Source organism: Ideonella aquatica (assembly GCF_018069755.1).
GTDB lineage: Bacteria > Pseudomonadota > Gammaproteobacteria > Burkholderiales > Burkholderiaceae_C > Ideonella > Ideonella aquatica.
The window spans coordinates 19,196-33,838 of record NZ_JAGQDE010000022.1 but is presented as its reverse complement, the minus strand read 5'-3'; the positions used below and the strand labels follow the sequence as shown (position 1 = coordinate 33,838).

The following is a 14,643-nucleotide window of genomic DNA, read 5'->3' as shown; positions in this document are numbered from 1 at the left end:
CCGGTCTGGGCAGACAATGCCGCCGTGCGCCCTGCCCTGTCCACCCTTGTGCTGATGCTGCCGCTGGCCGCCGCCGCGGCCACGCCGCTGCAGGTGCTGCACTGGTGGACCTCGGCCAGCGAGCGCCGCGCGGTGGAGGTGCTGGCCGCGCATGCGGCCGCCGAGGACATCGCCTGGCGCGACGCGGCCGTGCCCGGCGGTGCCGGCCAGGGCGCCGGCAAGGTGCTGCGCAGCCGCGTGCTGGCCGGCGATGCGCCCGATGCCACGCAGATCATCGGCCGCTCGATCGCCGACTGGGCCGAGGTGGGCGTGCTGCTCGAGCTCGACAACGTCGCCGGCACCTGGCCCCAGCAGCTGCTGCCCCCGGTGGCCGCGCTGCTGCGCCACCGCGGCCACACGGTGGCGGCGCCGCTGGGCATCCACCGCGCCAACGCGCTGTACCTGCACAAGCCCACCTTCGACCGCCTGGGCCTGAAAGCCCCCACCAACTGGGCCGAGCTGGAACGCACCGTGGCCGCGCTGAAGGCCGCTGGCGTGGTGCCGCTGGCGCAGAGCAGCGAGCCCTGGCAGGTGGCCGGTCTGGCCGAGGCGATGATCCTGGCCGAGGGCGGTGTGGCTCTGCACCGCGCGCTGTTCGTGCGCCACGACCCCGCCGCCGCCGCCGACCCGCGCCTGGCCACCGCGCTGCGCCGCCTGCGCCAGTTGCGCGGCTGGATCGGCGGTGCCGCCGTTGACCGCCCCTGGACCGATGAGGTCCGCCGCCTGCAGCGCGGCGAGGCGGCGATGCTGCTGATGGGCGACTGGGCCAAGGGCGAGCTGCTGGCGCTGGGCGCCCGGCTGGACCAGGACGTGGTCTGCAGCACCTGGCCCGGCACCCAGCGCCAGCACCTCTACAGCATCGACTCGCTGGGCATGTTCACCAACGACTACGCCCGCAGCCCGGCCCAGGAGCGCCTGGCGCGGCTGCTGGTGTCGCCCGCGGTGCAGGCCGACTACAACGCCGTCAAGGGCTCGGTGCCGGTGCGCCGCGACACCGACCCGGCCCGCCTGGATACCTGTGCCCGCGACTCCTGGCTGAGCTTTGCCCAGGGCGCCGCCCAGCGCGCGCCCAGCATGGTCCACCGCATGGCCACCGACGAGGCCAGCAAGGAGGCCCTGGTCGACGAGCTGCGCCGTTTCTTCCTGGATGAGCAGGCCACGCCCGCCTCCCTGCAGCAGCGCCTGGCCGCCGTGCTGCGCACCCTGCCCCAACGCGCCACTGACGACTGAACCGACACACCCATGGGACGCCAGATCCTTGTCGTCGACGACGACCAGAAAACCCGCCAGTTGCTCAAGACCTACCTTGAGAAGAACCAGTTCGAGGTGCTGGTGGCCCACGACGGCGCCAGCTTCATGGCCGAGTTCCTGCGCCATGCCGATGAGCTGGCGCTGGTCATCCTGGACGTGATGCTGCCCGACACCGACGGCTTCGCGCTGTGCCGCGAGGTGCGCGCCCGCGCGCCCAAGGTGGCCATCATCATGCTCACCGCCAGTGCCGACGAGACCGACCGGGTGGTCGGCCTGGAGATCGGCGCCGACGACTACATGGCCAAGCCCTACAGCCCGCGCGAGCTGCTGGCGCGCATCAAGGCCATCCTGCGCCGCAGCGGCGCCGAGCTGTCGCCCGCGCTGCGCTTTCACCGCTTCGCGGGCTTCACGCTGGACCTGGTCGAGCGCACCGTGGTCGATGCCCAGGGCCAGCCGGTGGTGCTCACCGGCCTGGATTTCCAGCTGCTGCGCTGCTTCGTCGAACACCCCGGCGTGATCCTCGACCGCGACCAGCTCTGCGAGCAGACCCGCGGCCGCGAATCGGGCCCGCTGGACCGCTCGCTCGACGTGCAGATCAGCCGCCTGCGCCTGCGCCTGGGCGACGACGGCAAGCAGCCACACCTGATCAAGACGGTGCGCGGCGCCGGCTATGTCTTTGCCGCCGAGGTCGTCTCCGGTGCCGTCTGAGGTGCGCGGCGGCTGGCCGACCTCGATGATGGGTCGGCTGTCGCTGCTGCTGGTTGGCGGCGTGCTGGTGGTGCAGCTGGCGCTGGGCGCGCTGTGGAACGCCCAGTTGCGCGCCGACCGCCGCGCCGAGGCCGAGGCCGCCGCCCAGGTGCTGGGCCACGGCGCGGCCCACACCATCCGCTCGCTGCGCAGCGTGCCGGCCAGCTACCGGCCGCTGGTGGTGCAGCAGCAGCGCGACATGGGTGGCGCGCGCTTCCTGCTGTGGTTGAACGACGCGCCGGTGCCGGTGCGGCCGATCGCCCCGGCCGCGCTGGCCGAGCAGGCGCTGGGCTCGCTGGCGCGCACGCTGCACGCCGACCTGGCCAGCCTGCCGGGCCTGCAGCTGGCCTTTTCGTGGCCCGGTGAGGTGCAGGTCAGCCCCGCCGGGGCGCGCCTGGTGGAGCTGCCCGAGCTGTGGGCCCAGCAGCTGCTGCTGCCGCAGCCGGCGCCAGTGCTGCTGGTGCAGACCGAGCTGGAGCCCGGCCACTGGCTGCTGCTGGCCACGCTGATGCCCAACCCCTACTTCCTGGACGGCAGCGACGCCTTCAGCGCCGAGCGCCTGCTGCTGCCCGGCATCTCGCTGGCGGTGGCGCTGCTGCTGCTGATGCTGTTCGTGCTGCGCGGCATCATCCGCCCGCTGGCTCAGCTGTCCGACGCCGCCACCGCGATCGGCCGGGGTGAACCGATGCCGGTGCTGCCCGACACCGGCAGCCGCGAGTTCATCAACACCGCCCGCGCCTTTCGCGCCATGCAGCAGCGCATCCACAACTACCTGGAAGACCGCGAGCGCCTGTTCGTCGCCATCTCGCACGACCTGCGCACCCCCATCACGCGGCTCAAGCTGCGCTCGGAGCTGCTGGACGACGACACGCTGCGCAGCGAGTTCGAGGAAGACCTCGACGAGCTCGACATGATGGTCAAGGGCGCGCTGCAGAACGTCAGCGACAGCGACATCCACGAGGATGTGGTGGACGTGCGCCTGGATGCCCTGATCAGCCGCCTGGTGCGCGGCGCGCAGCTGTCCGGCCACGCGGTGGCCTTCACGCCGGCGGGCCTGACGGTGCGCGCCAAGCCGCTGGCGCTCAAGCGCGCGCTGGGCAATCTGCTGGACAACGCCTTGTTCTACGGCGAGCGCCCCGAGGTGTCGGTGCACCGCGAGGGCACCGAGATCGAGATCGCCGTGCGTGACCACGGCCCCGGCGTGCCCGACGAGGCCTTGCCGCGCCTGTTCGACCCGCACCTGCGCCTGTCGCAGGGCCGCGAACACAATGCCAGCGGCATGGGCCTGGGCCTGGGCATTGCGCGCAACCTGGTGCAGGCCCAGGGCGGCGAGCTGCTGCTGGCCAACCACCCCGAGGGCGGATTCGTGGCGCGGATCCGACTGCCGGCCTGATCACCGGTCCGCCGCCGGGCAAGTTTTTGTAATCTTCGGTGAACCTGCGCGCGCCCCGCAGATCTGGAATTCGCCCGGCGGGGTAATGATGCGTAAGGCCGCCCGACGCTGGCCCTGATGAATCAGGCACTTGCGCGGGCCCCCTGGCCCATCAGCGCGGCTGGCCTTGGCGCGCCGGGGATGCTAACTTGGGTACCGATGTCCGCCGTCCCCCCGTCCCCCGACACCTCACGCTCGCTCGCCCTGGACGTGATGCGCGGCCTGACGGTCGCGCTGATGATCGTGGTCAACATGTCGCTCAGCGAGCAGCTGTCCTATGGGCAACTCCTGCACGCGCGCTGGCATGGCTTCACGCTGACCGATCTGGTCTTTCCCAGCTTCCTGTTCATCGTCGGCGCGGCGATGGCCTTCTCGCTGGAGCGCAGCGCACAGGCCGGCCGAGGCGTGGCCTTCGCCCGCGTGCTGCGCCGCTCGGCCCTGTTGTTCGGCTGCGGCCTGCTGCTGTACTACTTTCCGTTCGTGCAGGCCGCGCCCGACGGCGGCTGGATGCTGCGCCCACTGGCCACCGCCCGCATTCCCGGCGTGCTGCAGCGCATTGCGCTGTGCCAGGCGCTGGCCGCGGCGGTGCTGCTGTGGGGCGGCCGGCGCGGCGCCATCGCCTACAGCGTGATCGCGCTGCTGGGGACCTGGGCGGTGCTGCTGATCGGTGGCGACCTCACGCTGGCAGGCAACGCCGCGCGCCGCCTGGACCTGTGGCTGTTCGGCGCCGGCCACATCTACCAGGGCGAAGGCCTGCCCTACGACCCTGAAGGCCTGCTGGGCACCTTCGCCGCCACCGTGCATGTACTGGCCGGCTACGGCGCCACGCGCTGGCTGCGCGCCGCACCAACGCGGTCGCTGGCACCGCTGGTGGTGGTGGGCGCCACCGCCGTGGGGCTGGCGCTGGCCTGGAACGCGCTGCTGCCGATCAACAAGAAGCTCTGGACCCCCAGCTATGGGCTGCTGACCATCGGCCTGGACGGGCTGATCCTGGCCGCGCTGACCACGCTGATCGACCGCCGCGGCTGGCGCCGCGGCCTGTGGGTGTGGCAGGTCTTTGGCATGAACCCGCTGGCCATCTACCTGCTCAGCGAGGTGGGCAATGCGGTCCTGTGGCTGACGCCGGTGCATGGCAGCTCGCTGATGGAGTGGCTGTACCAGCGTGGCTTCCAGTCCTGGGCCGGCGACAAGCCGGGTTCGCTGCTCTACGCGCTGGCCTACACCGGCGCCTGCTGGCTGCCGGGCTGGTGGCTGTGGCGGCGTGGCATTGTGGTGCGGCTATGACGAAGCCCCGCTACCTGGCCGGCGTCGATGGCGGCGGCACCGGCACGCGCGTGCGGGTGACCGACGCCGCCGGCACCCCCATCGGCCACGGCCGCGCCGGTGCGTCGGCCCTGATGCATGGCAGCGACCGCGCTTGGCAGGCGGTGCGTGACGCACTGACCGACGCCTTCGCCCAGCAGGGCCTGGCCCTGCCGCCCTGGCAGCACATCGCGCTGGGCCTGGGCCTGGCCGGTGCCAACAACCCGCCCTGGGCGGCGGCCTTTGTGGAGGCTGATCCCGGCTGCGCCGCGCTGTGCCTGGCCAGCGACGCGCTGACCACGCTGTTGGGCGCCCACGGCGGCCAGCCCGGTGCGGTGGTGGCCATGGGCACCGGCAGCGTGGGTCTGAGCCTGGACGCCCATGGCCGGCGGCGCGAGGTGGGCGGCTGGGGCTTCCCGGCCGGTGACGAAGGCAGCGGCGCCTGGTTGGGCCTGCGCGCGGCCGCCCATCTGCAGCAGGTGCTGGACGGCCGCGCCCGTGCCGACGCGCTGTCCCACGCCGTGGCCCAGCGCTGCGGCGCCGTCCCCGACAGCCTGCGCACCTGGCTGGGCCAGGCCAGCCAGGGCCAGTTCGCCAGCCTGGCGCCGCTGGTGCTGGCCCACGCTGCCACCGACGCCCTGGCCAGGTCCTGGGTGACCCAGGCCGCGGTGGAGGTGGTGCGTCTGGCCGACGCGCTGGTGCCCCAGGGCGATCTGCCGCTGTCGCTGTGCGGCGGTCTGGCCGCGCCGCTGATGCCCTGGCTGCCTGAAGACTTTCGCAAGCGCCTGCAGCCGCCGCGCGGCGACGCCGCCGACGGCGCCCTGATCCTGCTGCGCCAACATCTTTCGCACACTGAGTCATGACCCTGACCACCCTGCACGCCAACCTGCTGACGCCCGACGGCTGGCGCCGCGGCCTGCTGCGCTTCGATGCGCAGATCCAGGCCCTGGACGGCGACCCGATCGAGCAGCCCGACCCCGCGCTGCCGATCGCCCTGCCCGGCTTCATCGACCTGCATGTGCACGGCGGCGGCGGCGCCGACGCCATGGAGGGCGCCAACGCCGTGCGCACCCTGGCCCGCCTGCATGCGCGCCACGGCACCACCGCGCTGCTGGCCACCACGATGACCGCACCCACCGCCGAGGTGCAGCAGGCGCTGGACGGCGTCGCCGCCGCCATGGCCGATGGCCCGGGCGACGGCGCGCGCGTGCTGGGCGTGCACCTGGAGGGCCCCTGGCTCAGCCCGCAGCGCCTGGGCGCGCAGCCCCCCGACACCCACGCCGCCACGCTGGCCGAGCTGGACGACTTCTGCGCCCGCGCCCCGCTGCGCGTGGTCACGCTGGCGCCCGAGGAGCGTGGCCACCTGGCCTTGATCCCGCAGTTGGTGGCGCGCGGCCTGCGCGTGCAGATCGGCCACAGCGAGGCCAGCTACGAGCAGGGCGTGGCCGCGCTGGCCGCCGGCGCCAGCGGCTTCACCCACCTCTTCAACGCCATGTCCGGCCTACACCACCGCGCGCCCGGCCTGGTGGGCGCGGCGCTGGCGCATGCGCAGCATGCCGAGCTGATCCCCGACGGCCTGCACGTGCACCCCGGCGCACTGCTGGCCGCGCTGCGCGCCATCCCGCGCGTGCATGCGGTGACCGACGCCACCGCCGCCGCCGGCATGCCCGACGGCGCATTCCGCCTAGGCCGCCAGACCGTGCACCACTGCGCCGGTGGCGTGCGTCTGGCCGACGGCACGCTGGCCGGCAGCGCGCTGACCATGGACCGCGCGCTGCGCCACCTGGTGGGCCTGGGCCTGTCGCTGGCCGACGCCAGCGATCGCGTCTCGCGCTTCCCGGCCGACTACCTGGGTGAAACCACCCGCGGGCGCCTCAGCCCCGGCGCCGACGCCGACCTGGTGCTGCTGGACCACCATCTGCAGCTGCAATCGGTGTTCGTCGCCGGTCGGGAGCTGCCGCGATGAGCCGCATGCGCGATGAGGCGCTGGAGGCCGCTGCAGCGGTCGAGCGCCAGGGCCTGGCCGAGGACGCCCGCCTGGCCGCCCTGGGCCGCCATCTGGCCGCGTTGTCGCCTGCGGTGACGCTGACGCTGGCCCGCGGCAGCAGCGACCACGCCGCCAGCTACCTGGCCTACCTGGTGATGGCGCGCCTGGGCTGCGTGGTGGCCTCGCTGCCGCTGTCGCTGCTGACGCTGGGCCAGGCGCCGCTGCGCACCGCCGGCGCGCTGGCCGTGGCCGTGTCGCAATCCGGCCAGAGCCCCGACGTGGTCGAGCCGATGCGCGCGCTGCGCGCCAGCGGCGCCTGCACCGTGGCCCTGGTCAACGACACCACGTCCCCGCTGGCCCAGGCCACCGAGTGGACCCTCGGCCTGCACGCCGGCCCCGAGCGCAGCGTGGCCGCCACCAAGAGCTTCATCGCCAGCCTGGCCGCCGCCGCCCGCCTGGTCGCCCACTGGCATGACTCGGCCGCGCTGCACGCCGCACTGGCCGAACTGCCGCACGACCTGACCCGCGCCGCCCAGACCGACTGGTCCGCCGCCCTGCCCGTGCTGCAAGGCGCCCGCCAGCTGATGGTGGTGGGCCGCGGCCTGGGCCTGTCGGTGGCGCAGGAGGCCGCGCTGAAGTTCAAGGAAACCTCGGCCCTGCAGGCCGAAGCCTTCAGCAGCGCCGAAATCCGCCACGGCCCGATGGCCCTGGTCGAGCCCGGCTACCCGCTGCTGATCTTTGCGCTGCGTGGGCCCACGCAACCGGGACTGCGCGCGCTGGCGGCCGACATGCGCCAGCGGGGTGCCGCTGTGCTGCTGGTGGCGCCTGCGGATGTTCCGGAGAGGGATCTGACGCTGCCCACCGCCACCTTGCCGGAGTTGGATCCAGCGTGTGCGATCCAGGCGTTCTACGGGATGGCGGCGCAACTGGCCGAGGCGCGGGGATTGGACCCGGACCAGCCGAGGCACCTCAGCAAGGTGACGAAGACGGTGTGAGGCCGTGGGGCGCCCTCGTCGCGCACCGGTCAGACAGCCTGGACAGTGAACCTGACACCCAGGGCCCGCGCCACCTTCATGACCGTCTCGAAACGAGGTTTGGCGCCTTCCGCCAATGCCTTGTAGAGGCTTTCGCGGCTCAAACCCGCGTCCTTGGCCACCTGTGCCATGCCCTTGGCCCGGGCGACATCGCCCAACGCCAGCAGCAGCAGACCCGGATCGTCGGCTTCGAGCACTGCCGTCATGTACTCGGCGATCGCCTCATCGTCCCCCAGGTACCGGGCTGCGTCGAACGCGACCAGCTTCAGGGGGTTCTTGGTCTTGGTCTTGGTCTTGGTCTTGGTCTTGGTCATACATCGTCTCCAAGTTCCGACGCCAGCTTCAACGCACGGCGAATGTCTTGCTTTTGGGTCGACTTGTCACCTGCGTCGAGCATGACCACGATGACGCGGCCCCTTCGTACGAAGTACAGGCGGTAGCCGGGGCCGCAGTGCACGCGCATCTCAGAGACCTCGCCTTCAACCGGTTGCCAGTCGCCCAAGCTCCCGGCCTGAACCTGCCGCAGCCGCGCGGCGATTCGAACCTGTGCGCTCTTGTCCTTCAGAGCGTCGAGCCAGGCGACGAACTCCTCTGTCTGGAGCACGGTGAACATGGGCGCATTGTAGCCAAATGGCTACAATGCGCCAAGCCACTTGGGTCCACGGCTGACGAGGACATGTCTATGAACGGCGCGTTCTTGAGGGGGCGGCCTCACCTCCCCCCGGCGCTGGACCAGCCAGCCGTTCGGCAGGCCGCCTCGTCATCGCCCACCCTTCGCGCCCGCGTCGCCCTGCCCACCCCACTGAACCGTCAACACCAACGGAAAGTGGTCACTGGTATAGCGCCCGCGCAATGAATCGGTCAGCACCGCGTAGTCCAGCACCCGCACCCCCGGGCTGACGAAGAGGTAGTCGATGCGCTCGTCCGCCGGTGCATCCCAGCGAAACGCATTGAAGGTGCCCACCGGCCCATAAGGCGGTGATTCGCTGAGCTCGCGCGCATCGCGCAGCGCGGCCCGCATGATCGCCACCGGCTCGCTGTCGGGGGTGGCGTTGAAGTCGCCCAGGCACAGCACTGGCAGGCCCTTCGACAGCGCCTGCACGCGCTGCACCAGCAGCCGCGCTGATTCACGGCGCGACACCGCCGCCTCGTGGTCGAAGTGGACCGAGAAGGCGATGAAGCGCTGGCCGCTGGCGCGGTCGCGCAGCCGGGCCCAGGTGGCCAGGCGGTGGCAGCAGTTGGAGTCCCAGCTCATCGACGGTTGGTCGGGCGTGGCGCTGAGCCAGAAGTCGCCGTGGTCCTCCAGTGCCAAGCGGTCACGGCGGAAGAAGATGGCGGAGTGCTCGCCACCCTCGCGACCGTCGTCGCGGCCCACGCCCACGCGGGCCCAGCCGGGCATGGCTTCGAGGTCGCGGATCTGGTCGATCAGGCCCTCCTGCGTGGCCACCAGGTCCAGACGGTGGTAGCGGATCAGGGCCTGGACCTGCTCGCGGCGGTGCGGCCAGGCGTTGGGGCCGTCACCGGCGTCGTTCAGGCGCAGGTTGTAGCTGGCCACCTTCAGCGGCGGTGTAGCCTGTGCCACGCCGGCCATGCTCAGCAGCAGGGCCAGCAGCCAGGCCCTCATCGGGCACTCCCGGCCTGCCACACCCGCACATGGTCCACCGCCATCGTCACCGGGAAGATGCTGTCGTCCACGCGCCCACCCAGGTCGCCGCCGATGGCGATGTTCAGCACCAGGAACTGCGGTCGATCAAACGGCCAGGCGTCGCCGCCGTGGTTCAGGTAGCGGTAGTGCGGCACGCCGTCGATGCCGAAGTCGATGTGCGTGGGCGTCCAGTGCATCTGGTAGTCGTGGAAGGCGGTGCACACGTCGGTCAGCGTGCGTTCGGCGCCGCTGCCCCAGGCGCCGCTGCCGGCCTGGGTGTGCACGGTGCTGAAGACGCGGTCGGGCCGCTCGCCGATCTGCTCCAGGATGTCGAGCTCGCCATCGGCCGGCCAGCGCCCGCCGCTGCCCACCATCCAGATCGCCGGCCAGGTGCCCTGGCCGCAGGGCAGTTTGGCGCGGATCTGGAAGAAGCCATAGGTCCAGTCGCCGGTGCCCTTGGTAATCAGGCGGGCCGAGCTGTAGGGCTGGCCGCCCCAGTCGGGCTGATCGCGCAGCGATTCGCGGCGTGCGGTGATGTGCAGCAGGCCGCCCTGCACCTGGGCGTTGTCCGGGCGGCGGTCGCTGTAGTACTGCGCCTCCCGGTTGTACCAACCCGCCTTGTTGCGGTGGGTGTCGTGTACCCAACGGGCGGGGTCGGGCAGGCCGTCGCGATCGAACTCGTCGGACCACACCAGGGTGTAGCCGACGGGCACGGCCAGGCGCTCGGGCAGCGGTGCGGTGAGCGGCTGAACGCGCTGGGGCGGGCTGCTGCAGCCGGCCAGTGCAAGCAGCGCGGCGCTCAGGCCGGTGGCCAGCGCCTTCATGCGCGGGCTCCGACGCGCCAGCGCGTCAGCGCGTCACGGTAGGCGCGGGCGCTGGCCTTGGGGGTGCGCGCCAGGGTGGCGTAGTCGACATGCACGATGCCAAAGCGCTTGGCATAGCCGCTGGCCCATTCGAAGTTGTCCATCAGGCTCCAGACGAAGTAGCCGGCCAGCGGCACGCCCTCCTGGGCGGCGCGCACCACGGCGGCGATGTGGGTGCGCAGGTAGTCGATGCGGTCCTGGTCGTGCACCAGACCGTCGGCCTGTACCGGGTCGGGGAAGGCGCCGCCGTTCTCGGTGATGAAGGTGGGGGGCAGCGCATAGTCGCGGTGCAGACGCGTGAGCAGCGCGTGGAAGCTGTCGGGGCAGATCTCCCAGCCCATGTCGGTCACCGGCAGGCCGTGCGCGACCGGGTCCCAGGGGCCCGCACTGCTGACCACGTTGCGGGTGTAGTAGTTGATGCCCAGCCAGTCCAGCGGCTGGGCGATCGCGGCCAGATCAGTGGCTTCCATGCGCGGCGCGTCGCGGCCCAGGTCGGTCCACGCGTCGTCGGGGTAGCGGCCGCGCAGCAGCGGATCCAGGTACCAGCGCAGGCCGTGGCCGTCCTGCAGGCGCGCCAGCGCGCGGTCGGCCGGGCTGTCAGTGGCGGGCTCCTGCGGCGACATGTTCAGTACGATGCCCAGCGGCGCGCTGGCCCCATCGGCGCGCAGCGCCTGCAGTGCCAGACCGTGGCTCAGCAGCAGGTGGTGGTTGACCTGGGCCGCCGCGGCGCGGCTGGTCAGGCCGGGCGCGAAAATGCCCTTCTCGTGGCCCAGGATGGCGATCACCCAGGGCTCGTTGTGGGTGGCGATGCTGGCCAAGCGGTCACCCAGGCAGCGCTGGATGCCGCGCGCGTAGTCCACAAAGCGGTGTGCGGTGTCGCGCGCCATCCAACCGCCCTGGGTTTGCAGCACCTGCGGCAGGTCCCAGTGGTTGAGCGTGGCGAATGGGCGGATGCCACGCGCCAGCAGGCCGTCGACCAGGCGCTCATAAAAGCCCAGACCCTCTTCGCTCCACGGCCCCCAGCCCTGCGGCTGCACGCGCGGCCAGCTGATCGAGAAGCGGTACGCGTCCACGCCCAGGCTGGCGATCAGGTCCAGGTCCTCATCCAGCCGGTGCACGTGGTCGCAGGCGATGCGGCCATCGCTGCCGTCGGCGATTGCACCGGGCTGGCGGCAAAAGACATCCCAGATGGATTCGCCCTTGCCGTCTTCGTCGGCGGCGCCCTCGATCTGGAAGGCGCTGGTGGCCACGCCCCAGATGAAGTCGGGACGCAGCAGGTGGGTGGGATCGATGTGCAGAGTCATGGTCATTTGACGGCGCCGGCGGTGAGACCGGCGATGAGCTGGCGCGAGCTGATCGCGAACAGCACGATCAGCGGCAGCGTGGCAATCGCCGAGCCGGCCATCAGCGCACCCCACTCGGTGCTGCTGGGGGCTTGCAGCGTGCGCAGCGCCAGCGGCAGCGTGTAGTGGGCGGTGCTGCGCATCACCACCAGCGGCGCCATGAAGTTGTTCCACGAGCCGATGAAGGTGACCAGGCCCAGCGTGCCCAGCGCCGGGCGCAGCAGCGGCAGCGCGATGCGCCAGTAGATGCCCCACTCGCTGCAGCCGTCCATGCGGGCGGCCTCGACCAGCTCCTTCGGGATGGCGCTGCCGGCGTACTGGCGCACCAGGAAGATGCCGAAGGCGCTGGCGGCGCCGGGGATGTACAGCGCGCGGTGCTGGTCGATCCAGCCCAGCGCATCCATCACCATGAAGGTGGGGATCATGTTCATGAAGGTGGGCAGCAGCATCGTGCCCATCACGAAGCCGAACAGCGCGTTCTTGCCGCGGAACTCCAGCCGTGCGAAGGCATAGCCGCCCATCGAGCAGAACAGCAGCGTCAGGCCGGTGGACATCAGCGCCACGTACAGGCTCCAGCCCACGTTGTGCCAGAACGGCAGCTTGGCGGTCAGGATGCCCAGGTTCTCCAGCAGCGCGCTGCCGAAGAAGGCCGGCGGCGGCAGGCGGAAGATCTCGCCGCGCGGGTGGGTGCCGAAGACGAACATGAACCAGAACGGCGCCAGCATCAGCAGCGCGCCGGCCCCCACCACGGCGTAGGCGGCACCGGTGGCCAGCGAGGACGTGGCGTGATGCTTCATTCGCTGGGCTTGAGCAGACGGTGCGTCAGCCAGGTCAGGCCCAGCACCACCAGAAACAGCAGCCAGGACATCGCGCTGGCGCCACCGAAGTCATTGAAGTCGAAGGCCATGCGGTAGAGGTACATGGCCGCCGTCATGCCGGCCTGGTCCGAGCCACCGCGGCCATTGGTCAGCACGAAGGGCTCCTCGAACAGCTGCAACCCGCCGATCACGCTGAGCGTGACGCCGAAGAAGATCATCGGCTTGAGCGAGGGCAGCGTGATGTGCAGGAACTGCCGCCAGGGCGTGGCGCCGTCCAGCGCGGCGGCCTCGTACAGGTCGCGCGGAATGGTCTGGATGGCTGCCAGGTACAGCACCAGGTTGAAACCCAGGAAGCGCCAGAACACCACCATCGCGATCGCCGGCTTGATGAACTCGGGCCGGTTGAGCCAGTCGATGCCACTGATGCCGGCCAACCGCTGCAGCGTGACATTCACCAGGCCGTAGTCGGTGGAGAAGAACGAGGCGAACAGGATGGCCACCGCCACCGTGCTGGTGATGTAGGGCAGGAAGTACGCCCCCACCACCCAGTCGCGGCCGCGGCGCACGCGCCGGTCGATGAAGGCCGCCAGCGGCAGCGCCACCAGGTGCTGCGGCAGGCCTGACATCACCGACAGCCACAGCGTGTTCCACAGCCCCTTCCAGAACCACTCGTCGCCGATCGCGAAGGCAAAGTTGTCCAGGCCCACCCAGTGCATCGCGCCCAGGCCGCCGGTGGGCTCCCAGGACTGGAAGGCCAGCCACAGCGAGAACAGCAGCGGGAACAGGCCGAACACCGCGAACAGCGCAAAGAAGGGCGCCACGAACAGGTAGGGCGCCCAGGCAGGCGGGATCCAGGCGCGGCGCGGTGCGCTCATCGGTTGGCCCGCCGCGCCAGCAGCCGCGCCGCGTCCTGCAGCGCTTGCGCAATGTCCTTGCCGTGGTCCATCACCTTGTCGAGCTCACCGCCCACCACTTCCTCGGCAAAGGCGTTCTGCTTGTGCACCGGTACCGCCGGCAGCCGGCGCGCGGTGTCGCGCCACTGGCGCCGCGCGCGCTGGCCGCCCAGGAAGGGCAGCGGCTCGTCGAAGAACGGATCGTCCAAGCTGGCCTGCAGCGTGGGAAAAGCGTCGAACTGCTTGAAGGCGTGCAACTGCACCACCGGGTCCAGCGTCATCATGCGGATGAAGTCCCAGGCCAGCGCCTTGGTGGCGGGGTCGGAGCGGCGCGGGATGGCGTAGCTGGAGCCGCCGTAGCCGATCAGGGCGCCCTCGGGCAGTGGCGCGGCGCGCCACAGGCCGGCGGTCTCGGGCGCCAGCCAGCCGCTGAGCTGGCCGGCCATCCAGGCGCCCGTGAGCGCGGTGGCCACGCGGCCGCGGCGCAGTGCCTCGACCCACTCGTTGGTCCAGATCATGTAGCGGCCGTCCAGCCGCTCCTGCCGCACCTGGCGCGCCAGCGTGAAGCCGCGCACGAAGCGCGCCGAGCTGACCTGCGGCCGGTTGTCGGCGCCGTAGTACAGGCCGTCGCCCGGCGCGATGCCGGTGCGCGCGACGATGTCCTTGAGCTCCAGCGCATGGCCCACCAGCCGAGCGCCGGTGCGGGCCTGGATCTGGCGGCCGGCGTCGATGTAGCTGTCCCAGGTGCTGCTGAGCCGCGCCGGGTCGACCCCCGCCTTGTCCAGCACATCGGCGCGGTAGAACATCGTGCCCGGGCCCACATCGGCCGGCGCCGCCACCACTTCACCGCGGCGGTTGCGACCCTGCTCGTAAGCGCCGCGGATCCAGCGGCCAGCCTCGGCCTCGATGTGGTACGGCGGCTGGCGCAAATCCTCCAGGCCGCTGCCCTGGCCAAAGCGGCCGACGAAGCCGATCTCCAGCGCCATCACGTCGGGCAGGTGCGAGGCGGTGGACAGCGCAGTGGTCATCGCCGTGTGGTGGTCCATCCACTGGCGGCTGATGACCTCCAGCGCCACGCCCGGGTGGCGTTGCTGCCAGCGCGGCGCCATGCCCTCGATCAGCTTGTCCAGCAGCGGAAAGGCCGCCACGCTGAGCTGACGCGGCGCCTGCGCCAGCGCGCGGTCGGCGGCCGCACCCACGCACCAGGCGCCCGCCGCGCCGAGGACGCGGCGGCGGGTGAGCGGTGGGGCAAACGAAGGACTGGACACGCGGGCGGGATGTCAGACAAC

At 71.5% G+C, this 14,643-nt stretch carries 15 protein-coding genes; 7 read left to right on the top strand and 8 right to left on the bottom strand.

Going from position 1 to position 14,643, the window contains the following annotated elements; genetic code table 11:
* Positions 1–24 precede the first annotated feature (24 nt).
* The 7 genes from KAK06_RS19250 (at position 25) to KAK06_RS19220 (ending at position 7,753) form a co-directional block, all read left to right on the top strand.
* Positions 25–1,269, top strand: coding sequence for an ABC transporter substrate-binding protein (locus tag KAK06_RS19250; protein ID WP_310741124.1), 1,245 nt, complete (start codon positions 25–27; stop codon positions 1,267–1,269).
* 12 nt (positions 1,270–1,281) lie between these two features.
* Positions 1,282–1,998 carry a response regulator gene (locus KAK06_RS19245; protein ID WP_210803772.1) on the top strand — a complete coding sequence of 239 codons (717 nt, stop codon included), beginning with the start codon at positions 1,282–1,284 and terminating at the stop codon, positions 1,996–1,998.
* Entirely contained in the window at positions 1,988–3,430 is a 1,443-nt protein-coding gene (locus KAK06_RS19240) for an ATP-binding protein (protein WP_310741123.1), read from the top strand. The genes KAK06_RS19245 and KAK06_RS19240 overlap by 11 nt, the downstream gene beginning before the upstream one ends.
* Before the next feature lie 198 nt (positions 3,431–3,628).
* Entirely contained in the window at positions 3,629–4,753 is a 1,125-nt protein-coding gene (locus KAK06_RS19235; RefSeq protein ID WP_210803770.1) for an acyltransferase family protein, read from the top strand.
* A complete protein-coding gene (locus tag KAK06_RS19230; protein WP_210803769.1) occupies positions 4,750–5,634 on the top strand; it encodes a glucosamine kinase nucleotide-binding domain-containing protein in 885 nt (294 codons plus the stop codon). Before KAK06_RS19235 ends, KAK06_RS19230 begins: the two co-directional genes overlap by 4 nt.
* Positions 5,631–6,737, top strand: coding sequence for an N-acetylglucosamine-6-phosphate deacetylase (nagA, locus tag KAK06_RS19225; RefSeq protein ID WP_210803768.1), 1,107 nt, complete (start codon positions 5,631–5,633; stop codon positions 6,735–6,737). Before KAK06_RS19230 ends, nagA begins: the two co-directional genes overlap by 4 nt.
* Before the next feature lie 5 nt (positions 6,738–6,742).
* A complete protein-coding gene (locus KAK06_RS19220) occupies positions 6,743–7,753 on the top strand; it encodes an SIS domain-containing protein (protein WP_210803802.1) in 1,011 nt (336 codons plus the stop codon).
* Positions 7,754–7,782: 29 nt separating this feature from the next.
* Here the strand turns inward: KAK06_RS19220 and KAK06_RS19215 are convergent, their stop codons facing one another.
* From KAK06_RS19215 to KAK06_RS19180, 8 genes are all read right to left on the bottom strand, one after another.
* Positions 7,783–8,106: an addiction module antidote protein gene (locus KAK06_RS19215; protein WP_210803767.1), complete on the bottom strand. Its 324-nt coding sequence runs from the start codon at positions 8,104–8,106 to the stop codon at positions 7,783–7,785.
* Positions 8,103–8,405 carry a type II toxin-antitoxin system RelE/ParE family toxin gene (locus KAK06_RS19210; RefSeq protein WP_210803766.1) on the bottom strand — a complete coding sequence of 101 codons (303 nt, stop codon included), beginning with the start codon at positions 8,403–8,405 and terminating at the stop codon, positions 8,103–8,105. Before KAK06_RS19210 ends, KAK06_RS19215 begins: the two co-directional genes overlap by 4 nt.
* A 147-nt stretch (positions 8,406–8,552) precedes the next feature.
* Positions 8,553–9,416 (bottom strand): endonuclease/exonuclease/phosphatase family protein, encoded by an 864-nt coding sequence (locus KAK06_RS19205; protein ID WP_210803765.1) that lies wholly within the window; start codon positions 9,414–9,416, stop codon positions 8,553–8,555.
* The gene (locus KAK06_RS19200; protein ID WP_210803764.1) at positions 9,413–10,261 is read right to left on the bottom strand and encodes a glycoside hydrolase family 16 protein; all 849 of its coding nucleotides are present in this window, start codon (positions 10,259–10,261) and stop codon (positions 9,413–9,415) included. The genes KAK06_RS19205 and KAK06_RS19200 overlap by 4 nt, the downstream gene beginning before the upstream one ends.
* On the bottom strand, positions 10,258–11,610 hold the full coding sequence (locus KAK06_RS19195) for a GH1 family beta-glucosidase (RefSeq protein ID WP_210803763.1): 1,353 nt from the start codon (positions 11,608–11,610) through the stop codon (positions 10,258–10,260). The genes KAK06_RS19200 and KAK06_RS19195 overlap by 4 nt, the downstream gene beginning before the upstream one ends.
* A complete protein-coding gene (locus KAK06_RS19190) occupies positions 11,607–12,440 on the bottom strand; it encodes a carbohydrate ABC transporter permease (protein ID WP_210803762.1) in 834 nt (277 codons plus the stop codon). The genes KAK06_RS19195 and KAK06_RS19190 overlap by 4 nt, the downstream gene beginning before the upstream one ends.
* Entirely contained in the window at positions 12,437–13,336 is a 900-nt protein-coding gene (locus tag KAK06_RS19185) for a carbohydrate ABC transporter permease (protein ID WP_210803761.1), read from the bottom strand. The genes KAK06_RS19190 and KAK06_RS19185 overlap by 4 nt, the downstream gene beginning before the upstream one ends.
* A complete protein-coding gene (locus KAK06_RS19180) occupies positions 13,333–14,622 on the bottom strand; it encodes an ABC transporter substrate-binding protein (RefSeq protein ID WP_210803760.1) in 1,290 nt (429 codons plus the stop codon). The genes KAK06_RS19185 and KAK06_RS19180 overlap by 4 nt, the downstream gene beginning before the upstream one ends.
* Positions 14,623–14,643: the final 21 nt, after the last annotated feature.